Raw genomic sequence first — 21,461 nt, 5'->3', positions numbered from 1 at the left:
TGCCCTGCCTGCCCAGCGCGCTGAGGAATCCGCCGGCGCCCCAGAGATCTTCGACAGCCGGGCGCAGCGAGCCGTCCTTCCAGCGCTCTCCGGCCGCGATCGCCACCACCTTGAGCTCCGGGTCCTCGGCGCAACGCCGGTTCACCCAGTCGGCGGCCGCCTGCCGGTTGCGCAGCGAGACGGCGATGACCGTGGCGCCGCTGTCGCTGAGTTGCTGGGCGATCGTCGACCCGTTGGGGGACGGCAGCACCAGGCGCTTGATTCCTCGGGCCTGACGGATCGTGGCCGGAGACAGGCTGACGTCGCCCGGGCCGGCTGCGGACCGGCCGACTGCGAGCACCGCGTCGTACTGCTTGGCGTAGGCGACGGCGGACTCGTCACGCCAGCGGTACGGGTAGACGTCGATCCCGAGGTCGGTGGCGACCGTCACGGTGGTGGTGAAGGAGAGGACGTCCACCACGGCGACGATGGCGCCGGCAACTACCTCGGCGCCGACCGGACCCCAGTCGAAGCCGACGCGGAAACCGTCCTGCGCGTAGGGGCTGGTCACCCGAGGCATCCTGCCCTCGAGCCCCCAGCCCCACAACCAGATTTCAGCTGAGCGCGTCGGCTGCGGTCTGGGACGAGTCCCGCAGGAAGGTCGCGCAGCGCTCGGCCTCGTCCTTCTCCTCGATGATGGCGGCCGCCTTGCCCAGCACGGCCAGGCAGCGCAGGAAGCCGCGGTTCGGCTCGTGCTCCCACGGGATCGGCCCGTGCCCCTTCCAGCCGTTGCGCCGGAGCAGGTCCAGACCGCGGTGGTAGCCGGTCCGCGCGAACGCGTACGCCTCGATCGTGCGCCCGTCCGCCAGCGCCGCCTCGGCCAGCTGGCTCCAGGCCAGTGACGAGGTCGGGAACTTGGCCGCGACGTCCACCGCCGCGGCCCCGGCGGCGAGTTCCGCCGCGGCCGGGTCGACGGGGAGTAGTGTCTCGGGTGGACCAGAGAGCAGATTGTTCAATTCCATAAACACATCTTCGCCGATCACGCAGCCGTACCGGCACGTGACCGTCTGACGAAATCCGTTGACCGTTCACCGACCGGCCACGGATGCTTGAGACCCTGCGTCAAACCGCCGTGGTTCCCAGCTACGGCCGGAAGGAGGCACCGGATGAGCGTCATAGTCCTGAACGCGTCGTACGAGCCGCTGCACACCGTGTCGATCCAGCACGCCATCCGGATGCTGGTCCGCGAGGTCGCAGTGGTCGAGGAGGCGCACGGAGAGCGGACCATCGGCCCTTTTCCGGTTCCCCGCGTACTGCGACTGGTGCGGTACGTGGTGACCCACTGGCGCTACGCGGCCGGCCGGATGAAGTACAGCAAGCACGGAGTGTTACGGCGGGACAAGTTCCGGTGCGCGTACTGCGGTCTGGAGAACGCCGACACCATGGACCACGTCCAACCCAGATCCAGGGGCGGCCGCACCGAGTGGCTGAACGCCGTGGCCGCCCATGCCGCCTGTAACGAGCGGAAAGGCAACCGCACCCCGTCCGAGGCCGACATGCCCCTCCTCTGGCAACCCTGGGTTCCAACCCGCGCAGAGCTCGTCATATGAGATGACGGGCTTTTTTCATGCCCGCAGCCGAGGGTCCGCTGTCCACAGTTTTGAAGTGGTGGTCGGATCGGGGGGCTGATCACGGCACTTTCTAGGCATGAACCCTCAACTCGCCGTGATGGCCACCATCCGCGGCGGGGTGTTCACCCGCGCCGATGCGCGTGCGTGTGGCTACCCCGACCCGGACATCGACACCCTGCTGGAGACCGGCGGCTGGCGCCGGATCCGGCCGGGGACCTATGCCGCGCGCCGGGCGCTCACGCTCGTCACCGATGAGGTCCTGCACCTGCGCAAGGTGTACCGCGTGCTCCGCTCCGGCGGTCCCGCCGTCTTTGCCAGCCACCACTCGGCGGCGGCGCTGCATGCTCTGCCGCTGTGGGGCCTGGATCTGTCTCGCGTTCATGTGTCCTCGCCGTACGGCCGAGGCGGGTACGTCGGCGGGGTCCACCGGCACATCCGCGACCCGGTCGGGCCGGGCATCCAGGTCTGGAACAAACTGCGGATGGTCTCGCCCGCGCGAGCCATCGTCGAGGTGGCCGCGACCACACCAGGCCCACCCGCCGTCGTCCTGACGGAGGCCGCGCTGTACGCCGGTTTGGTCACCAGCCGCTCGCTCAAACGGGCAGTCGCCGACCACGGCAACGAACGTGCGGTCAAGGCGATCTCGCGCGCCGGCCTGGAGTCCGCGTCGGTCGCAGAGGCCCGGCTCCGACTCATCCTGGCCGACGCCGGCCTTCCGACGCCCTCACCCATCCCACCGCCAGACCTCGACACCGTGGACGGCGACGGCAGCGGTACGGCGTGCGCCGTCGACGTCAGGGCTGCGCTCTGGTTCCCGGACGAGCGCACGGTGATCGAGTTCGAGCCGCGCTTTCCGTTCTGGTGTGAGGCGTCCGAGCCGGACGACGAGGAGCCGGCGGCGGCGCTCCCTGATCCGGCGGCGCCCGACCCGATCGAGCGCTGCTCGATCTCCTGGAAGGACCTTGACGACCCACAGCTCGTCGTCGACCGGGTCCGCGCCGGCTTCACCCGAGCCTCCCGCCGCACCGGCATCCGGCACTTCGACGTCGCCCGCGCCCGAATGTGAGTGAAGGGCCTCAGCCCGAACGTGAGTCAGGGGCCCACCGCGGGATGCGGTGAGCCCCTCGAAACCCCAGCTCTGTCAGGAGAAACAGATGTCAGGCGTTCAGCGACGTACCCGTGGAGCGGAGGCTTTCGCAGGCCTCGGCGACGCGCTCGGCCATGCCGGCCTCGGCCAGCTTGCCCCAGGCGCGCGGGTCGTAGGCCTTCTTGTTGCCGACCTCGCCGTCCACCTTCAGCACACCGTCGTAGTTGCTGAACATGTGGCCCGCGGCCGGCCGGGTGAACGCGTACTGCGTGTCGGTGTCGACGTTCATCTTGATCACGCCGTTGTCGACCGCGGCGCGGATCTCCTCCAGCGTCGAGCCGGAGCCGCCGTGGAAGACGAGGTCGAACGGGCGGTCCTTCCCGACCTTCGCGCCGACCTGGTCCTGGATCTCCTTCAGGATCTCCGGCCGCAGCTTGACCGCGCCCGGCTTGTAGACGCCGTGCACGTTGCCGAAGGTCAGCGCGGTGATGTAGCGGCCGTTCTCGCCGGTGCCGAGCGCCTCGACCGTGGCCAGGCCGTCCTCGACGGTGGTGTACAGCTTCTCGTTGATCTCGTGGGCGACGCCGTCCTCCTCACCGCCGACGACCCCCACCTCGATCTCCAGCACGATCTTCGCCGCGGCCGTCTTGGCCAGCAGGTCCTTGGCGATCTCCAGGTTCTCCTGCAGCGGCACCGCCGAACCGTCCCACATGTGCGACTGGAACAGCGGGTTCTCGCCGCGGGCGACGCGCTCGGCGGAGATCTCCAGCAGCGGCCGGACGAAGCCGTCCAGCTTGTCCTTCGGGCAGTGGTCGGTGTGCAGCGCGATGTTCACCGGGAAGTTCTTGGCGACCTCGTGCGCGTACGCCGCCAGCGCGACCGAACCGGTCACCATGTTCTTCACGGTCGACCCGGACAGGTACTCGGCGCCGCCGGTGGAGACCTGGACGATGCCGTCCGAGCCCGCCTCGGCGAAACCGCGGATCGCGGCGATCAGCGTCTGCGAGGAGCTGACGTTGATGGCCGGGTAGGCGAAGCGGTTCTGCTTGGCCTTGTCCAGCATCTCGGCGTAGACCTCAGGGGTGGCAATAGGCATGTCTCGCGGTACTCCTCACAACACAGTTCTTGTGGGTTGAGCTCCAGTATCACCGTCGGGTACCTCGTCGTACCCGGCGGCCCGCCTGCCGGACCGGCCCGGTGGCCGGGGAGCGTTCGGCAGGGATGCAGACCAGTTGATGAACAGGACCGGTCCAGTTCGTTGCGTCCCGATGACGGCGACGGGTCCGGCTCAGGCCGACGACCCGGACCTCGGGCCGCGCGGGGTCAGGGCCATGTGCAGCCGGTAGCGGTCGGCCCGGTAGGCCGACCAGGACAGCTCGACGACCTTGCGGCCGGCGAAGGTGGTGCGCTCGAGGACCAGCAGGGGTGCCCGCCTGGCCACGCCGAGGACCCGGGCGACGTGACCGTCGGCGTTGTCCGCCCGGACGGTCTGCTCGCCGGAGGTGACGACGACGTCGTACTCGCTCGCGAAGACGTCGTACAGGGTGCCGAGCTCACGGCCGAGCAGGCCGGGGAAGAGCGCGGACGGGTAGTAGCCGATCTCGTACGCCATCGGCGACGCGTCGGCGGTGCGGAGGCGTTCGACCCGGATCACCTTGGTGCCCTTGGCGACCCGCAGTCCCTTCGCGGTCTCGTCGGAGGCCTCGATCTCGGTGGCCGACAGCACCACCGTGCCGGGTTCGAGGCCACGGGCCCGCATCTCCCGGGAGAACGAGGTGAGGTGCAGCTGGGAGTCGACCTGGGGACCGGTGACGAACGTCCCCTTGCCGTGCACGCGTTCCAGCGCGCCGGACTCGACCAGGTCGCTGATCGCCTGCCGGACGGTCACCCGGGAGACGTTCAGCTTGTCCACCAGGGCGCGTTCGGAAGGGATCGGGTCCCCGGGGTGCAGCTCGACGTCGATCAGCCGTTCCAGTACCGATCGGACCTGGGCCCGCTTGGTCGCCACCATCGAATCTCGATCCTCCAGACCTCGGCGAGTCTCGGGGGTGCCCCGGGACGCCGCTCACTGCTATCGTGCGCAGCATACCTGTTAAGACCAGATAGGACCAGTGATCGTAGTGGTGTCTGTTCCCGCCCAGGAAACCCAGATGGCGCGCGAGATCGCCGAGCAGCCGGCCGCGCTGGCGGCCACGTTCGAGCACGTCCTGCCCCTGCGGCACGACATCACCCGGCTCGCCGCCGGGCGCCGGCATGTGATCTTCGTGGCTCGCGGATCGTCCGACAACGCGGGTGTCTACGGCCGCTACCTGACCGAGATCCACGCCGGCCGGCAGGCCTCCCTGGCGGCCCCCTCGGTGGCCACCCTGTACGGCGCGAACCTCGACCTCTCGAACTCGCTGGTCGTCGCGATCAGCCAGTCCGGCGCGACCCAGGAGATCGTGGACACGGCGGAGTGGGCCAAGCGCAACGGTGCCGCGATCGTCGGCATCACGAACGACAGCAACAGCCCGCTGGCGTCGACCGCCGACGTCGCGCTGATCACCCAGGCCGGCCAGGAGCTCGCAGTACCGGCGACCAAGACCTACACCACGCAGCTCGCGGCGATCACCGTCGCCGTCGACGCGCTGGCGCAGAAGCCCGGCACCCTGGACGCCGACATCGCCCGCGTCCCGGACGCCGCCTCGCAGATGCTCGAGGGCTCGGTCGAGGAGGCCGCCGACCTGCTGGCCGGTGCGCACGACGTCCTGGCCAGCGGTCGCGGGCTGACCTTCGGCACCACGCTCGAGGTCGCGCTCAAGCTGGAGGAGACCTGTCTGCAGCCGGTCCGCGGTCTGTCGTACGCCGACCTGAAGCACGGCCCGATCGCGGTCGTCGACGCGGACCTCGTCACGATCCTGGTCACCGCAAACGAAGGTCCGGCCCTGCCCGGTATGACCGAGCTGGCCGGCATCGTCCGCGAGAAGGGCAGCAAGATCCTCGGCATCGGCGGCGACTCCACCTTCGCCGCCCGCTGCGACGTCAACCTGGCCGGCCCCGACCTCCCCGAAACCCTCGCCCCGCTGGCCCTCGTCATCCCCGCCCAGCGAGCCATCGAGTCCCTCGCCCGCAAACTGGGCCTAAACCCCGACGCCCCCCGCGGCCTGCGCAAGGTGACCCAAACGGACTGATCGCATGAGCCATCCAAAGTGCTCATTCGGTGAGCACTTTGGATGGAAAGGTGGTGGTCATCAACCGGGAAGACCGAGGGAAGGCCACTGAGATGTTGCGAGGATTTGCGACCGTCAGCTTCTACGCCGCCGACATGGGTGCCGCGCGGGAGTGGTACACGAAGTTGCTGGGGATCGAGCCGTACTTCGCGGTGCCGAACCTGGACAACCCGGGCTACCTCGAGTGGAGGTTCGGGGACTTCCAGTGCGAGCTCGGGATCATCGACGCGAAGTACGCCCACCATGCCGTCGCGAACGGGCCGGCCGGCGCGATCATCCACTGGCACGTCGACGACCTGGAAGGCACCCTCGACCGCCTGCTCGCGCTGGGCGCCACGCTCATCGAAGGCATCACCGAGCGAGGCGCCGACACCGGCTTCCGGACGGCCTCGGTCACCGACCCCTTCGGCAACATCATCGGGATCATGAACAACCCGCACTACCTGGAGATCCTCGCCGACCTGAAGGCTTGAGATCCCAGCCACAGCACCTCGAGACCAGCTACCTGCAGGCCGCTGCAGGTCGCTGGTTCGGTTGCCCAGGCGGTTGCAGGTAGGTGTTTCAGGTGCCGGGGCGGTTAGAGGTGGCCGCGGTGGGTTAGGGCGGTGGTGATTTGGGTGGCGGTGGCTCGGAGGTGTGGGAGGACCTCGGTGCAGAGGGAGGTCGGGGTGGAGCGGGAGGCGTGGGCGGAGACGTTGAGGGCGGCGATGGTGCGGCCGCGGGAGTTGTGGATAGGGGCGGCGATGGAGCGGAGGCCCAGCTCGAGCTCCTGGTCGACGAGGGCGTAGCCGTCGGTGCGGGCGCGGGTGATGACCTCGCGGAGCTCGTCGGGTGACGTGATGGTGCGGTCGGTGAGCGGCTCGGGCTCGACGGACGACAGGTAGGCGGTCAGCTCGTCGTCGGGGAGGCCGGCCAGGAGGACGCGGCCCATGGAGGTCGCGTACGCCGGCAGCCGAGCGCCGACCCCGAGCGCGACGGTCATGATGCGGCTCGTCGGCACGCGGGCGACGTACACGATGTCCGGTAGGTCGAGGGTGGCGATGGAGCAGGACTCGCGCGTCGTCGCGCTGAGCTCCTCCATGAACGGGCCGGCGAGCTCGCCGAAGTCCAGCGACGACAGGTAGGCCCAGCCGAGCGCGAGCACGCGCGGCGTCAGCGAGAACCGCCGGCCGTCGCTGCTGACGTACCCGAGCTCCACCAGCGTGAGCAGGATCCGCCGCGCCGTCGCCGGCGTGATCCCGACGTCGCGCGCCACCTCGCTGAGCGTCAGCGAGGGCGCGTCCGCCGAGAACGCGCGGATGACCGCAAGGCCGCGTTCCAGCCCTTGCAGGAACGTACCTGTGGACGCCTCACCGGCCATCGGCTAGCCTTTTCGTTGAAAGAAGAACTTTTCGCTCAGCGAAATCCTAGCGGAGCAGCGCATGCCAAGTCCAGTTCCACTCGGCGAAGCGATCGCGGCCCACGTGCATGACGGCGACACCGTGGCGCTCGAAGGCTTCACCCACCTGATCCCGTTCGCGGCCGCCCACGAGATCGCCCGGCAGGGCCGCCGGCACCTGACGCTCGTCCGAATGACGCCGGACCTCATCTACGACCAGCTGATCGGCCTCGGCGTGGCGGACGAGTTGGTCTTCTCGTACGGCGGCAACCCGGGCGTCGGCTCACTCCACCGGCTCCGGGACGCGGTCGAGAAGCACTGGCCGCACCGGCTCGTGGTGCACGAGCACAGCCACGCCGGGCTCGCCAACGCGTACGTCGCCGGGGCTGCCCGACTGCCGTTCGCCGTGCTGCGGGGATACCGCGGGACGGATCTGGAGGAGCAGCACGACATCATCAGCCGGGTCACCTGCCCGTTCACGGGCGAAGAGCTGGCCGCGGTGCAGGCAGTGAACCCGGACGTCGCCGTGATCCACGCGCAGCTGGCGGACCGCGACGGCAACGTCATGCTTTGGGGCATCACCGGCGTGCAGCGCGAAGCAGTGCTGGCGGCGAAGCGGGCGATCGTCACCGTGGAAGAGGTGGTGGACGAGTTCCCGGAGCACACCGGAGCGGTGGTGCTGCCGAACTGGGTGCTGTCGGCCGTCAGCGTCGTACCCGGTGGAGCGTGGCCGTCCTATGCCGCCGGCTACTCGGTCCGCGACAACGACTTCTACCAACAGTGGGACGCCATCTCCCGCGACCGTACGGCGTTCCTGGAGTGGGCGCGGGCCAACGGGCTTCCGGCTGCGCAGGAGGTGGCCGCACATGCCTGACAGCTGGGACAGCGCGGACATGATGAACGTGGCGGCCGCGCGCGAGTTGCTGGATGGGGACGTGTGTTTGGTGGGGGTCGGCCCGCCCAACCTCGCGGCGAACCTGGCCCGCCGGACGCATGCACCCAACTGCCGGTTGGTGTACGAGTCGGGGGCCATCGACGCGAAGCCGCGGCGGTTGCCGTTGTCGATCGGAGACGACGACCTGGCGGCGACGGCGACCGCGGTGGTGTCGGTGCCAGAGATGTTCAACTACTGGGTCGGCGCCGGGCGGATCGATGTCGGGTTCCTCGGAGCGGCGCAAATCGATCGGTACGGGAACATCAACACGACCGTCATCGGCGAGCACGAGAACCCCAAGACCCGGCTGCCGGGCGCGGGTGGCGCGCCGGAGATCGCGGCCGCGGCCGGGCGGGTGATCGTCATCGTGAAGCAGTCGCCGCGAACGTTCGTCGAGCAGGTCGACTTCGTGACCTCCGTCGGCTACGGCCCGACCGGGCGCGAGCGGCAGGCTCCCGGCGCCGGACCCACGCTGGTCATCACCGACCACGGCGTACTCGAGCCGGATCCGGAGACCAACGAGCTCACGCTCACCAGGCTGCATCCGGGGGTGACGGTCGAGCAGGCCCGGACGGCGACCGGCTGGCCGCTGAAGGTTGCTGACAGCATCAAACAGGTCGATCCCCCGACCGAGATCGAACTGGCCGCCCTCCGCCGGCTCCGCGACCGGGAGGACCTCGATGCCTGAGCCGACGGTCGGGTTCGAGCACACGTTCCTGCCGGGGCGGGTGGTGCTCGGTGCTGGATCGCTCGACCAAGTCGCTGGGGAGACAGAAGCGCTCGGGGTACGGCGAGTGTTGCTGATCGCAACCCGGTCGGCGCGGGACGCGGCGGACGTGGTCGAGGTCGAGCTGAAGGACCGGTTCGCCGGCCGGATCGACGGGGTGACACAGCACGTGCCGACCGAGGTCGCCGAGAACGCCCGCGCCAAGGCACGCGACGTCAACGCCGACGGGGTTGTCGCAATCGGCGGCGGGTCGGCGATCGGGCTGGCCAAGGCGATCGCATTGGCCGGCGGAGCGCCGATCGTGGCAGTTCCGACCACCTATGCGGGGTCGGAGATGACGCCGGTCTGGGGACTGACGTCGAGCGAAGGCAAGACCACCGGCATGGATCCGAAGGTGCTGCCACGCACCGTCATCTACGACCCCATCCTGACTCTCCAGCTACCGAAGCACGTCACGGCAGCGAGCACAGCCAACGCGCTCGCCCACTGCGTCGAGGCGGTCTGGACGCCGAAGGCCGACCCGATCACCGAGACGCTCGCGGTCGAAGCCGCCCGCGCACTCACCACCGGACTCAGAGCAGTCCTGCGGGAACCGGCCGATATAGATGCCCGAAGCAACCTCCTGTACGGCGCCTGCCTGGCCGGCCAGGCGTTCGCGAACTCGGGCTCCGACCTGCACCACAAGCTGTGTCACTACCTCGGCGGCACCTTCAACCTCCCGCACGCGGAGACCCACGCGGTGGTCCTCCCCCAGGTCACAAGAGTCAAAGCGCCGGGCGTACCCAGGGCGAAGGCCCGGCTGGAGGACGCCTTGCAGACAAGCGATCTCGCGACCGGCTTGTTCGACCTGTTCGCCGCGTCCGGCATCCCGACCAGCCTGAAGCAGCTCGGCCTGACCCAGGACCAAGCACAGGAGGCCGCCAACGCCTTCGACGCCGACGACATCCTCACCCGCGCCTGGGCGGGCACCAGGCCTGAAGGAGTACCCCGATGAGATCCGCCTACATCCTCGACGCGGTCCGCACCCCGGTCGGCAAGCTGGGCGGCGCCCTCGCGTCCGCCCGCCCCGACGACCTCGCCGCGGCGACCCTGAAGGAACTCGCAGCCCGCCGGGAGATCGACCCGCAGGAGCTGGATGACATCTTCCTCGGCAACGCGAACGGCGCCGGCGAGGAGAACCGCGACGTCGCGCGCATGGCCGCGCTGCTCGCCGGCTTCCCCACCAGCGTTCCCGGTACGACGGTCAACCGCCTCTGCGGCTCCGGCCTCGAAGCGGCGATCCAGGCGGCTCGCGCGATCGAGACGGACGACGCCGACCTGGTCATCGCCGGCGGCGTGGAGTCGATGAGCCGAGCACCCTGGGTGCTGCCGAAGCCGGACCGCGCGTACCCGCACGGCAGCCTGACGGCCGAGTCGACCTCGCTCGGCTGGCGACTGGTCAACCCGAAGATGCCGAAGGACTGGACGATCTCGCTCGGCGAGGCGACCGAGCGCTTGGCGGAGAAGTACGGCATCACCCGCGAAGCGCAGGACGTCTTCGCGCTCGAGAGTCACGAGAAGGCGGCCAAAGCCTGGGCAGCCGGCACGTTCGACGCCGAACTCGTGCCCTGGGATCGTCTCGACGTCGCCGGACCGCCGCTGACCAGGGACGAGTCGATCCGCGACGGCGGCACCCCGGAGACGATGGCCCGACTCAAGCCGGCGTTCCGACCCGACGGCACCGTGACAGCTGGAAACGCCTCGACGCTGAACGACGGGGCGTCGGCCGTGCTGATCGCCGGCCGGCAGACAGCTGACCGGCTCGGCATCACTCCGATGGCCCGGATCGTCAGCCGGGCGGTCCATGCGGTGGATCCGCAGTACTTCGGGATCGGGCCGGTCGAGGCGTCGAACAAGGCACTGCTGAAGGCAGGCATCGGCTGGGGCGACCTGACGCTCGTCGAGCTCAACGAGGCCTATGCAGCCCAGAGCCTTGCGTGCCTGCAGCAATGGCCTGAACTGGACCGCGACAAGGTGAACGTGAACGGCGGAGCGATCGCCCTCGGCCATCCGCTCGGCAGTTCCGGAACCCGCATTCTCACCACCCTCGCCCACGAACTCAGACGGCGCGGCGGTGGCTATGGCCTGGCCACGCTCTGCATCGGTGTGGGCCAAGGCCTGGCGATGGTGATCGAGGCATGAGGAGCAACCAGATGGATCTGCAAGGCGACGACCTCACCAAGGCGGTGGTCGCGAGCTTCGACCAGAGTGTCGACCCGCGGACCAAGACCGTGCTGAGCGCGCTGGTCCGGCACCTGCACGCGTTCGCCCGGGAGGTGGAGCTGACCGAGGAGGAGTACTTCACCGCGATCGACTTCCTCACCCGGACCGGCCAGATCTCCACCGGCACCAGACAGGAGTTCGTGCTGCTGGCCGACGTACTCGGGCTGTCGATGCTGACCGTCGGCCTGGAGAACCGCAAGCCGCCGGAGGCCACCCAGTCGACCGTGTTCGGCCCCTTCTTCGTCGAAGGATCGCCGGAGGTCGAGCTCGGCGGCGACATCGCGAACGGCGCCCCCGGACAGCCCTGCCTGGTGAGTGGGCGGGTCCTGAACACCAAGGGCGAGCCGATCGCGAAGGCGAAGGTGGAGACCTGGCAGGCCGACGAGGAAGGCTTCTACGACGTCCAGAAGGACCTCGACGGACCGCAGAACCGCGGCCACCTGACAACCGATGCCGACGGCAACTACGCGTTCTGGGCGGTGAAACCGGTCGCCTACCCGATCCCGGACGACGGCCCGGTCGGCGAGCTGCTCCGGGCCGGCGGCCGCGGCCCGATGCGGCCGGCCCACATCCACTTCATGGTCACCGCCCCCGGGTACGCGCGGCTGATCACCCACGTGTTCGCGGCCGGTGACGAGTACCTCGCGAACGACGCGGTCTTCGGCGTCAAGGACTCGCTGATCGCCGACTTCACCGAGCACGCGGCCGGCACTCCGGCACCGGACGGCAAGACCCCCGACCAGCCCTACTTCACCGTCCACTACGACTTGGTGCTCGCCACCACCGAGGAGACGCAGTGATCACCACGGATGTCCTGATCGTCGGCAGTGGCCCGGCCGGCGGCGCCGCGTCGCTGTTCCTGTCCACGTACGGCGTCGACAACGTCGTCCTCACCCGGTACGGCTGGACCGCCAACACCCCACGCGCCCACATCACCAACCAGCGCACGATCGAGCTGATGCGGGACATGGGCATCGAGGACCAGGTGATGGACCACGGCACCGAGCACGCGCTGATGGGTCAGACCGCGTTCTGCACCAGCCTCGCCGGTGAGGAGATCGGCCGGATCCGCACCTGGGGCACGCATCCGCGCCGGCTGGCCGACTACACCGAGGCGAGTCCGACGCTCCCCTGCGACCTCCCGCAGACGCTGTTCGAGCCGATCCTGCTCAGTACGGCGGCCAGTCGCGGCGCCCGGCTGCGGTTCAACACCGAGTACCTCTCGCTGGAGCAGGACGACGACGGCGTCACCGCGACCGTCCGCGACCGGCTGAGCGACACGACGTACCAGATCCGGGCGAAGTACCTGATCGGCGCGGACGGTGGCCGGAGCAAGGTGGCGCAGGACATCGGGCTGCCGATGGCGGGGTCGATGGACATAGAGGGCTCGATGAACATCGTCTTCGAGGCCGACCTGTCCAGGTATGTCGCCCATCGCCCGAGCGTCCTGTACTGGGTGCTGCAGCCGGGCGCGCAGATCGGCGGCATCGGCGCCGGCCTGATCCGGATGGTCCGGCCGTGGAACGAGTGGCTGATCGTCTGGGGCTACGACATCAACCAGCCGGCGCCCGTGGTCGACGAGGCGATGGCGACCGAGATCGTGCACAACCTGGTCGGCGACGACACCATCGACGTGAAGCTGAAGAGCACGTCGGTCTGGAGCGTCAACCACATGTACGCCGAGCAGGCAACGGTCGGCCGGGTGTTCTGCATGGGTGACGCGATCCACCGGCACCCGCCGAGCAACGGCCTCGGCTCGAACACGTCGATCCAGGACGCGTACAACCTGGCCTGGAAGCTCTCGCTGGTGCTCAAGGGACACGCCTCGCCGGACCTGCTGAAGACGTACGACGAGGAACGCGTGCCGATCGCCCGGCAGATCGTGGAGCGGGCGAACAAGAGCCGCACCCAGTTCGGCCAGATCTTCCGGGCCCTCGGCATGACGCCGGACGCGCCGCCCGGGCGGACGATCGAGTCCCGCAAGGACGACACCCCCGACGGCGCCGCCCAGCGCGAGGAGCTGCGGACGGCGATCGAGCTGAAGGACTACGAGTTCAACGCCCACGGGGTCGAGCTCGGCCAGCGGTACCGGTCGGCCGCCGTGATCGGCGACGGTACGGCGGAACCGTCGTACGACCGCGATCCGGAGCTGTACTACCACCCGACGACCTGGCCGGGCGCCCGGATTCCGCACTGCTGGCTGACCCGCGGTTCGGAGACCGTGAGCACGCTCGACGTGGTCGGCAAGGGCCGGTTCACGCTGCTCACCGGGATCGGCGGCGACGCGTGGGTGAAGGCGGCGCAGTCCGTCTCGGAGCACCTCGGCGTACCGATCGAACCGTTCGTGGTCGGCCCGGGTCACGAGCTGGACGACCTGTACGGCGACTGGGCGCGGGCGCGGGAGATCCCGGACGAGGGCTGTCTCCTGGTCCGCCCGGACGCGCACATCGCCTACCGCGCGTTCGACCTTCCCGAGGACGCCACCGACGTGCTCGAGCAGGCGATGAACACGCTGCTAGGCCGCTGAGGCTGCTTGGGCCTCCCGGAGGATCCGGTCGAGGATCGCCGCGATCTCGGCGGTCTCGGCGTCGAGCAGGGTGATCAGGGCCACCCGCGAGGTTTCCGTGCGCGCCTCGAGCGCCGCTGCGCTCAGGGCGCGCACGGTCCCCAGCTCATGGATCAGTTCGTCCCACAGAGAACTCATCAACTACCCCCTTTTCCCGTCACAAACCCAGTACGACGTGCACGATGCACGCCGCCCCGCCCGAGTTGGGGCTGACTTTGGTCGAGAAGCCTCACTTCCACCTCGACAACGTGGAAGCGGCTGGGGAGGTTACGGAACCGTCAGGAATCTCCAGCTGTGCGCCGGCACCTCGGCGGCGTGGTCCGGGAAGGTCTGCGCCTCGTCCGAGATGTTGAGCAGCAGCACGAGATCCGAGTCGCCGTCGGTCGACCGGAGCGCGATCGTCTCGTTGGCGAGGTGCTCGACCTGCGTCCGTGCCCGGGTGAGCCACGGGTTGCGCCGCCGTACGCCGATCAGCTCCTGGTACAGCCGGTACGTCGGCCAACCGGACGGATCGAGCTCGCCGGGACTGTCCGGGAACTCCGGCCGGATCGCGTCGTCGCCGCCGGCCCGGTCCTCCTTCAGACCGCGGAACGCCTGCTCGTCACCGGCATAGATGCTCGGCACACCGCCGACCGCGAACAGAATCGCGAGCGCGTGACCAAGATGCCGCTCGTCCGCCAGCTGGGTCGCGATCCGGGTCACGTCGTGGTTGCCGACGAAGGTCTGCGGCACGAACGTGTCCAGCAGCGCGTCGTGCCGTCCCAGTGCGTGGGCGAGCTCGTAGAAGTTGCCGTCGTTCAGGGAGCTCCAGATCGCCTTCCACAGTTCGTACTGCGTGACCGAGTCCAGCCCGCTCGCCGCGACGTATTCGGCGTAGTCGCCGTGGATGACCTCGCCGAAGAACCACGCATCCGGGAACTCCTCCCGCGGCAGCACCGCCCGCCAGAACTCCGGCGGTACGGCGTACGCCACATCGAGCCGCCACGCGTCGACTCCACGGCCGAGCCAGTGCGACAGGACATCCGCGACGTACCGCGCCACCGCGGGATCACTGTGATTGAGTGCGACCAGGTGCTCATGGCCTTCGAAGTTGTCGAGCGACCCGTCCTCGCGGCGGCGAAACCACTCCGAAGGCCCGGCGAACGACCGGGCGACATGGTTGAACACGCCGTCGAGCGCGACCTGCAGTCCACGCTCGTGGGCCGCGGCGACCAGCCGGTCGAAGTCGGCGTCGTCACCGAGCCGCGGGTCGATCCGGAAGTGGTCCACGGTGTCGTAGCCGTGCGTCTCGGAGGCGAAGATCGGGCCGAGCAGCAGGCCGGAGCAGCCGAGCTCGACCGCGTAGTCGAGCCAGTTCTCCACTCGGCCGAGCCGGTGGACGACCGCCGGGCTCGCGGACTGCTCTGCTCCCGTGAAGCCGAGCGGATAGATCTGCCACCAGATGGTGTCGTCCTTCATGGCTTCTGCCCGAACGTGTGCCGGCGGATCCAGGCGTGCAGGGCGATCGCGGCGGCGGCGCTGGCGTTGATGGAACGGGTGGACCCGAACTGGGCGATGGACAGTACGGCGGTGCAGATCGCGTGCGCTTCTTCGGTCAGGCCGGGTCCTTCCTGGCCGAAGAGCAGGACGCAGGCCGCAGGGAGCTCGTAGGTCTCCAGCGGCACCGAGCCGGGCAGGTTGTCGATGCCGATCACGGGCAATTGGTGGTCCTCGGCGTACGAGGCCAGGTCCTCGAGACGCGGGTGGTGGCGGACGTGCTGGTAGCGGTCGGTGACCATCGCGCCACGGCGGTTCCACTTGCGGTTGCCGACGATGTGGACCTCGGCGGCCAGGAAGGCGTTCGCAGTCCGGACGACCGAACCGATGTTCAGGTCGTGCTGCCAGTTCTCGATCGCGACGTGGAACGGGTTCCGCTGCCTGTCGAGGTCCGCGACGATCGCCTCGAGCGTCCAGTACCGGTACTTGTCGACCACGTTCCGTCGATCACCGTGCGCAAGCAGTTCCGGATCGAGCCGTGGGTCGTCCGGCCATTCCCCCTGCCACGGACCCACCCCGACCTCGTTCGGTCCGACCATGTCGGCACCGATCCGGTCCCGGTTCTCCTCGCCGATAAGCTCACGCACAGGTTTGGACGCTACCCTGTCCGCGTGCTTTCTCTTGTCGCGATGCTGATGCCGAACTGGATGGACCCGGAATACCTGCTGACCTGGCTGGGTGACTGGTCCCTCTGGGGCACGGCCGCGGTCGTGTTCATCGAGTGCGGGTTGCTGTTCCCGATCCTGCCCGGTGACTCGCTGCTGTTCGCCGTCGGCCTGTTCATCGCGCACGGCACGATCGACGTGCCGCTGTGGCTGGCCTGCGTGATCCTGACCGTCGCGGCCTTCCTCGGCAACGTGTCCGGGTACTACATCGGCCGGGTGCTCGGGACCACGCTGTTCACCAACCCGAACGCGCGGTTCCTGAAGCCGAAGTACATCGAGGAGACGCACGCGTTCTTCGAGAAGTACGGCCCGCGGGCGCTGGTGCTGGCCCGGTTCGTCCCGATCGTGCGCACCTTCATCACGATCGTGGCCGGCGCCGGCAAGATGGACCCGCGGAAGTTCTTCGTCTGGACCGGTGTCGGCGCCGTCCTCTGGGCCACCGGCCTGACCCTGCTCGGCCACGCCCTCGGCCAGGTCAAGTTCATCCACGAGCACCTCGAGTCCGCGATCCTGCTGATCGTCCTGATCTCCGTGGTCCCGATGTTCGTCGAGTGGTTCCTCGCCAAGCGCCGCGCCCGCAACGCCCCGGCCGACCCCGCCCCCGAGGCCCCGAAGCACGCCGCCACCAACAACGTCAGCGAGTAACCTCCCGCCACCGCGCCAGACACAACTCCAACGGCACGGACGGCACTCCCTGCCCCAGCGCCTCGAACGGCTCCCCGGCCAGTAGTCGCTGGACGTCGTCCGGCCTGAGCCGGACGTGCTTGCTGACGAACTGCCGCTCGGACACGTCGATCCGTACGTCGAGGTCCCGCAGCTGAGCCTGGATCCGGGAGACGCCGTAGAACTCGGGCTTCGCGCCCTTCTCCAGCCAGCGGCCGTACCCGAGCACCGTGGTCTCGATGCGCACCTCGCGCATGGCCGCGCTGACCAGGCCGAGCTCCTCGCGCAGCTCGCGCTCCATCCCGGCGGCCACGACGTCGGTCAGCCGATCGCGCCCCTCGACGTCCAACGGCTCGAGGCTTCCGGAGCCACTCGGCGCGACCAGGCCCGCGGACGACCGTGACGCGACGCCCTGGTGCACCAGCACCATCCAGCCGTCCGAAGTCAGCGCGACCGTGGAGACGCCGACCTGGTTGCCGAGCTCGGTCGCGTTCAGCGGGATCAGCCGGCCGTCGTCGGCGATCAGGTGCCGGGTGATGTCGGCCACGGGCCGCCCGAGTCGCCGGCTCATCCACTGATGCCCGGCCAGGTAGTTCGACGCCATCATGTCGAAGTACCGGACCGGCTGCAGGTGTACGGCGCCGCCGGCCGGACCGGGATCCTCGCCGAGGCCGATGTTCAGTCCGTCGAACGGCGGAGACGCCGTACGCGACCGCTGGGACCGGGCCAGCGCGATCACCGCCGGCTTGATCGCGGCCAGGTCAGGCGGCAGCGAGTACTGCCGTGGGTCGAGCACGAACGGCCGGTCCAGGCTGCGGTCGACCGACGGGCTGGTGACCACACGACCCTGCGAGCAGCGGACCACCTGCCAGTCGCCGTCCAGGACGACCTCCGGGATCGGCCGGTCGATCGTGTAGAGATCGTTGAGCTCCTTGCGTACGTCGACCCAGTCGCTGACCAGCGGGATCAGGCCCAGCACCGCCAGCACGATCGCGATCACGCCGGTCCCCAGGCTGTCGACTCCCAGCGCGAGCACACCGACCAACGACAACGCCGTACCGGCCATCACCGCCCAGTTCTTCGCCAGCAGCAGTCGCGCCCAGCCCCAGGAGGCCGAGAACCGGTGCTGTACCCACAGTCGGGCCCCATGCCGGATCGGCTGGGCAGAGGCGGCCGTCGCTGTCTCGATGTCTCCCACGAGGGGCAATTATCGGGGCCGCTCAGTGGGCGAAGGGGAAGTGGGGGTGGGACCAGACCCAGTCGGTGGTGAGGGTGGTGAGGGGGGCTACTTCGACCGGGGCGCGGAGGAGGGGGCCGACCACCTGGCCGGAGCCGAGTGAGCAGGCCACTCGGATCCGGTCTGCCGCCTGGTACCAGACCAGCGCCCCCCGTGGCACCGCGCCCTCTTCGAGGAGGGCATGGTGGTCGAGCCATCGCACCGCGTCGGCGGGATCGTGCCAGCCGCTGTCCTGGGCGTAGCCGAACGCCATCCGCTGGAACTTCAGCGGCCAGTCCTGCCAGGCCGTCGATCCCACCCGCTCCAGCTGCCAGTTCAGCGCCGCCTCGATGTCCCGCGGGTTCGCCACCCGCCGTTCCACGACAACCTCCCCCCAGGCCATAGCCAGTTCCTCCCCCGAGTCCCCCGAACCCGCCGGCCTGTGTTGCCGTGGTGAGACAGATCCTGGTCGACGGGGATACACCCGCCGTACATTCAGCCGGCTGCTGTGGTGGTGTCGAAAGTGGCGAGCTCGCGGCGGCACTCGGCGGCGCGGATGTCGTTGCCGGCCTGCTGCCAGACCCGGGCGGCCCGGTCGAGCGTACGGCGGGCCGAGTCGAGGTTGCCCGTGGACAGGTAGAGCTGCCCGAGGTGCTGCGCCGCCTGGCCCTCGACACTGCGGTCGCCCAGCCGATGGCCGATGTCGATCGAGTCCAGCAGCATCTTCCGCGCCGCCGCGACCTCACCACGTTCCATCAGCGTCTGCCCGAGATCGGCCCGGGTGTACGCCGCGCAGTGGTCGTCACCCATGGCGTTGAAGATCTTCAGCGCCGTCCGCAGTTGCCGGACGGCCTCGTCGTACCTGCCCTGGCGGGACCGCATTGCCGCGATCCGTCGCCGTACCTTGGCCTCGCGATGGCTGTCGACCCGCCGTACGGCGATCAGGAAGGCCTGGGCCAGGTAGCGCCCGGCCGTCGCGGTGTCGTCGCGGGTCAGCCAGATGTTCGCGATCGCGGTGCGGGCGAGGGCTTCGGCGTTCGCGTTGCCGACCTCGACGAACGCCTCGACCGCCTTCTCGTACTGCTTCAGGCCTTCGTCCGGCCGGCCGCGTTCGCGCAGCCAGGTGCCGAGGCCGACCTTCGCGATGCCTTCGCCGAGCCGGTCGCCGACCTCGGCGGACAGCTGCGCGGCCGTGTCCAGGTGATGCCAGGCGGCGTCCCAGTTGTCCTGGTAGAGCGCGAGCTGGCCGAGGTTGCGGTGCATGATCGACTCGCCGCGCCGGTCCCCGCAGGCGATCGCACTGAGCAGGCCCTGCTGGTGCGACCCGTTCCAGTCCTCGAAGCCCGCGCGCATGTCCAGGTACGGCGCCCACGCGGACGCGATCCGCCATGCCTGGTCGTGCAGCCCGTTCTGCGCGGCCGCCCGGATCGCCGGCACGAACGTGCTGCGCTCACTGTCGAACCACGCGATCGCGTCGGTCTCGGTGAACGGCGACGGATCCGGTCCGGTCACCGGGCCGGTGTGCTCCATGGCGCCGAAGTACTCGAAGGCGAGCGCGGCGTTGGCCCGGCGCATCTTGTTCAGGATCGCGTCCAGCACGGTGGTGACGTCCCGGACCGCCTGCGCCTTTTGCTCCTCGTCGCCGACCCCGATCGCGTGCAGCCGGAGCAGGTCGTGGACCCGGTAGCGCGCCGTACCGCGGTGGTCGACCGAGCTGATCCGGACCAGGTTGACCTCGATCAGCCGATCCAGACTGCGCCGTACGGCGGCCTCCGACGCGACTGTCTCGAGCGCGCGAGCCGAGAACACGCCGACCGCGAAGTGGCCGATCAGCCGGTAGAGCCGAGCCTCCTGCGGGTTGAGCGCGTCGTAGCTGAGATCCGCGCTGGTCCGTACGGCGAGCTCGCCGATGCTGAGCTCGTCGAGCCGCGACGTCTCGTCGCGCAACCGCCGGGCCAGCTCACGCGGACTCAGGTCCGGCCGCTGGGCCAGCCGGCTGCCGACGATCCGGATCGCCAGCGGCAGGTTCGCGCAGGCAGCCAGGATCTCCTCGGCCGCGGGCGACGCGCGGTCGAGGCGGCCGGCGCCGGCCACCAGGTCGAGCAGCGCAGCCGCCTCGGCGTCGTCGAACGTGTCGAGCGGCATGCTGTCCGCACCCGCCAGGTCCATCAGCCGGTTGCGGCTGGTGACGACGACCGCGGACGCGCCAGTGCCTGGCATCAGCGGAGTCACCTGACTCGCCGTGGCCACGTCATCGAGGATGATCAGCACCCGGCGGCTGGCCAGCTCGGACCGCAGCATCGCCGACCGCCGCTCGGGGTCGGTGGGGATCGCGTAATCGGGCAGGTTGAGGCTGAGCAGCAGGTCGGTGAGCGCTGCCGCCGGATCCCGCGGCTGCGTGGCGCCGTGCATGTCCAGGTAGATCTGCCCGTCCGGGAAGTACTCCCGGACCAGATGGCCGAGCCGAACCGCCAGCGAGGTCTTCCCGGTGCCGGGTGCGCCCGAGATCACCGCGATCGGCGGACGCACCGGGTCGCGGCCGCAGACCAGGTCGCGCAGCTGGTCGAGCTGGTCCTGACGACCGCTGAAGTCGGGCAGGTCGAGCGGGAGCTGGCTCGGTGGTCGCTGCGGATCAGTCAGCTCCGGCGCCGCCATCGGGCCCGGCTGTGCGATGTCGGGCTGGCCGCGTTCCGTCGTACGCGCGGCTGGGATGCCGGGGTTGGGCCAGTTGGCGGAGCGGCCGTTCTGGGCTCGGGCGCCGGCGGCCTCGAGCTCCGGGCCGGGCTTGATGTCGAGCTCATCAGCGAGCGTCTGCACGGCCTTGGCATACGCCGCCCGCGCTTCGCCGACCCGACCGGCGGCCAGGAGGGCGTCGATGAGTCGCCGCCAGAGCTGCTCGTCGTACGGGTCATCAGTGAGGCGCTCGCTGAGCAGGACGGCCGCACCGCTCGCGTCGCCGTGCTCCAGCCGCAGATCCAGGAGCGTGTCGACCAGACCGCGGTGCTGCGCCTCCAGACGGGCGAGCGAGCCCTCCCAGGCGGCTGGGATGGACAGGTCCTCGAGCGGGCGGCCACGCCAGAGCGCGTAGGCCCGGGACAGCACCTGCATGGCCTGGCGGCCCTCACCGGCATCGCGGAGGTGACCGCCTTCGGCGAGCAGCGACTCGAACAGGCTCGCGTCGAGCTCGTCGACGCCGACCTCGATGCTGTAGCCGGCGGCCGACGTGTCGATCGGAGCGGGCAGTCCGGCGTCCTGCAGGACACCGCGTAGCGCCCGGACGTAGGTGCGGATGTTCGCCGTGGCCGAGCGGGGCGGACTGCTCTCCCAGAGCGCGTCGGCGATCAGATCGGTCGAGACGAACCGGTTCGGGTGCAGGAGCAACGTTGCCAGCAGCTGACGCGGCTTGGCCGCCCGGAGCGGCTGGCCCTGGACGTGGACGAGGCGCAGAGGTCCGAGGATTCCGTACCTCAGACTGTCCACTCGCCTGCCCTCTCCACTCGAACCGCCCTATCGTGGCATCCCGCTGTACCCGCCGGAAAGGCCGATGTACGCCGGATGTATCTCAGTGCGGCACTGTTGACACAGGTACCGGGGGGAGGGCAGGCCCG

General features: G+C 69.6%; 22 protein-coding genes. 11 read left to right on the top strand and 11 right to left on the bottom strand.

Annotated features, from left to right (window positions below; all coding sequences use genetic code 11):
- Positions 1-559 (bottom strand): 2-phosphosulfolactate phosphatase (locus ACWCOV_RS26350; RefSeq protein WP_449831978.1); only part of this gene is annotated, 559 nt, incomplete at its 3' end.
- Between the two features lie 34 nt (positions 560-593).
- Complete coding sequence (locus ACWCOV_RS26345; protein WP_360514874.1) at positions 594-1,001, bottom strand: DUF3151 domain-containing protein; 408 nt, start codon at positions 999-1,001, stop codon at positions 594-596.
- A gap of 144 nt (positions 1,002-1,145) precedes the next feature.
- Here ACWCOV_RS26345 and ACWCOV_RS26340 point away from each other — a divergent pair, with 144 nt between their 5' ends.
- The gene (locus ACWCOV_RS26340) at positions 1,146-1,589 is read left to right on the top strand and encodes an HNH endonuclease (protein WP_360514871.1); all 444 of its coding nucleotides are present in this window, start codon (positions 1,146-1,148) and stop codon (positions 1,587-1,589) included.
- A 97-nt stretch (positions 1,590-1,686) separates the two neighbouring features.
- Positions 1,687-2,676, top strand: a complete 990-nt coding sequence (locus tag ACWCOV_RS26335) for a type IV toxin-antitoxin system AbiEi family antitoxin domain-containing protein (protein ID WP_449831977.1) — start codon at positions 1,687-1,689, stop codon at positions 2,674-2,676.
- Positions 2,677-2,767: 91 nt separating this feature from the next.
- Here ACWCOV_RS26335 and fbaA read toward each other — a convergent pair whose 3' ends face one another.
- Complete coding sequence (gene fbaA, locus ACWCOV_RS26330) at positions 2,768-3,793, bottom strand: class II fructose-bisphosphate aldolase (RefSeq protein ID WP_449831976.1); 1,026 nt, start codon at positions 3,791-3,793, stop codon at positions 2,768-2,770.
- 192 nt (positions 3,794-3,985) lie between these two features.
- Positions 3,986-4,708, bottom strand: coding sequence for a GntR family transcriptional regulator (locus ACWCOV_RS26325; RefSeq protein WP_360514859.1), 723 nt, complete (start codon positions 4,706-4,708; stop codon positions 3,986-3,988).
- Positions 4,709-4,847: 139 nt separating this feature from the next.
- Between ACWCOV_RS26325 and ACWCOV_RS26320 the strand changes: the two genes are divergently transcribed.
- Positions 4,848-5,867 (top strand): SIS domain-containing protein, encoded by a 1,020-nt coding sequence (locus tag ACWCOV_RS26320; protein WP_449831975.1) that lies wholly within the window; start codon positions 4,848-4,850, stop codon positions 5,865-5,867.
- Between the two features lie 92 nt (positions 5,868-5,959).
- The gene (locus ACWCOV_RS26315) at positions 5,960-6,379 is read left to right on the top strand and encodes a VOC family protein (protein ID WP_449831974.1); all 420 of its coding nucleotides are present in this window, start codon (positions 5,960-5,962) and stop codon (positions 6,377-6,379) included.
- Between the two features lie 104 nt (positions 6,380-6,483).
- Here the strand turns inward: ACWCOV_RS26315 and ACWCOV_RS26310 are convergent, their stop codons facing one another.
- A complete protein-coding gene (locus ACWCOV_RS26310; RefSeq protein WP_449831973.1) occupies positions 6,484-7,266 on the bottom strand; it encodes an IclR family transcriptional regulator domain-containing protein in 783 nt (260 codons plus the stop codon).
- Positions 7,267-7,327: 61 nt separating this feature from the next.
- On the opposite strand from ACWCOV_RS26310, the gene ACWCOV_RS26305 reads away from it, so the two are divergent.
- From ACWCOV_RS26305 to ACWCOV_RS26280, 6 genes are read left to right on the top strand one after another with little or no spacing between them, the layout of a single operon-like run.
- Positions 7,328-8,158 carry a CoA transferase subunit A gene (locus ACWCOV_RS26305; protein WP_449831972.1) on the top strand — a complete coding sequence of 277 codons (831 nt, stop codon included), beginning with the start codon at positions 7,328-7,330 and terminating at the stop codon, positions 8,156-8,158.
- Positions 8,151-8,906, top strand: coding sequence for a CoA-transferase subunit beta (locus tag ACWCOV_RS26300; protein ID WP_449831971.1), 756 nt, complete (start codon positions 8,151-8,153; stop codon positions 8,904-8,906). The genes ACWCOV_RS26305 and ACWCOV_RS26300 overlap by 8 nt, the downstream gene beginning before the upstream one ends.
- A complete protein-coding gene (locus ACWCOV_RS26295) occupies positions 8,899-9,939 on the top strand; it encodes a maleylacetate reductase (protein WP_449831970.1) in 1,041 nt (346 codons plus the stop codon). The genes ACWCOV_RS26300 and ACWCOV_RS26295 overlap by 8 nt, the downstream gene beginning before the upstream one ends.
- Positions 9,936-11,126 (top strand): thiolase family protein, encoded by a 1,191-nt coding sequence (locus ACWCOV_RS26290; protein ID WP_449831969.1) that lies wholly within the window; start codon positions 9,936-9,938, stop codon positions 11,124-11,126. Before ACWCOV_RS26295 ends, ACWCOV_RS26290 begins: the two co-directional genes overlap by 4 nt.
- A complete protein-coding gene (locus ACWCOV_RS26285) occupies positions 11,123-12,007 on the top strand; it encodes an intradiol ring-cleavage dioxygenase (RefSeq protein ID WP_449831968.1) in 885 nt (294 codons plus the stop codon). Before ACWCOV_RS26290 ends, ACWCOV_RS26285 begins: the two co-directional genes overlap by 4 nt.
- Entirely contained in the window at positions 12,004-13,734 is a 1,731-nt protein-coding gene (locus ACWCOV_RS26280; RefSeq protein ID WP_449831967.1) for an FAD-dependent oxidoreductase, read from the top strand. Before ACWCOV_RS26285 ends, ACWCOV_RS26280 begins: the two co-directional genes overlap by 4 nt.
- Here the strand turns inward: ACWCOV_RS26280 and ACWCOV_RS26275 are convergent.
- From ACWCOV_RS26275 to ACWCOV_RS26265, 3 genes are all read right to left on the bottom strand, one after another.
- Positions 13,723-13,911 (bottom strand): hypothetical protein, encoded by a 189-nt coding sequence (locus ACWCOV_RS26275; protein WP_449831966.1) that lies wholly within the window; start codon positions 13,909-13,911, stop codon positions 13,723-13,725. The genes ACWCOV_RS26280 and ACWCOV_RS26275 overlap by 12 nt on opposite strands.
- Before the next feature lie 129 nt (positions 13,912-14,040).
- Entirely contained in the window at positions 14,041-15,231 is a 1,191-nt protein-coding gene (locus ACWCOV_RS26270) for an alpha-amylase family glycosyl hydrolase (RefSeq protein ID WP_449831965.1), read from the bottom strand.
- The gene (locus ACWCOV_RS26265) at positions 15,228-15,848 is read right to left on the bottom strand and encodes a TrmH family RNA methyltransferase (protein WP_449831980.1); all 621 of its coding nucleotides are present in this window, start codon (positions 15,846-15,848) and stop codon (positions 15,228-15,230) included. The genes ACWCOV_RS26270 and ACWCOV_RS26265 overlap by 4 nt, the downstream gene beginning before the upstream one ends.
- Before the next feature lie 72 nt (positions 15,849-15,920).
- Between ACWCOV_RS26265 and ACWCOV_RS26260 the strand changes: the two genes are divergently transcribed.
- Positions 15,921-16,619: a DedA family protein gene (locus ACWCOV_RS26260; protein ID WP_449831964.1), complete on the top strand. Its 699-nt coding sequence runs from the start codon at positions 15,921-15,923 to the stop codon at positions 16,617-16,619.
- Here the strand turns inward: ACWCOV_RS26260 and ACWCOV_RS26255 are convergent.
- The 3 genes from ACWCOV_RS26255 to ACWCOV_RS26245 form a co-directional block, all read right to left on the bottom strand.
- Positions 16,609-17,835 (bottom strand): hypothetical protein, encoded by a 1,227-nt coding sequence (locus ACWCOV_RS26255; protein WP_449831963.1) that lies wholly within the window; start codon positions 17,833-17,835, stop codon positions 16,609-16,611. The two genes, ACWCOV_RS26260 and ACWCOV_RS26255, sit on opposite strands and share 11 nt — an antisense overlap.
- A gap of 22 nt (positions 17,836-17,857) precedes the next feature.
- Positions 17,858-18,235, bottom strand: a complete 378-nt coding sequence (locus tag ACWCOV_RS26250) for a hypothetical protein (protein WP_449831962.1) — start codon at positions 18,233-18,235, stop codon at positions 17,858-17,860.
- 113 nt (positions 18,236-18,348) lie between these two features.
- Positions 18,349-21,333: an AfsR/SARP family transcriptional regulator gene (locus ACWCOV_RS26245; RefSeq protein ID WP_449831961.1), complete on the bottom strand. Its 2,985-nt coding sequence runs from the start codon at positions 21,331-21,333 to the stop codon at positions 18,349-18,351.
- Positions 21,334-21,461 lie beyond the last annotated feature (128 nt).

This window comes from Kribbella sp. NPDC002412, assembly GCF_053592935.1.
Note: the sequence above shows the minus strand (reverse complement) of the source record. Positions and strands in the feature narration are given on the sequence as shown.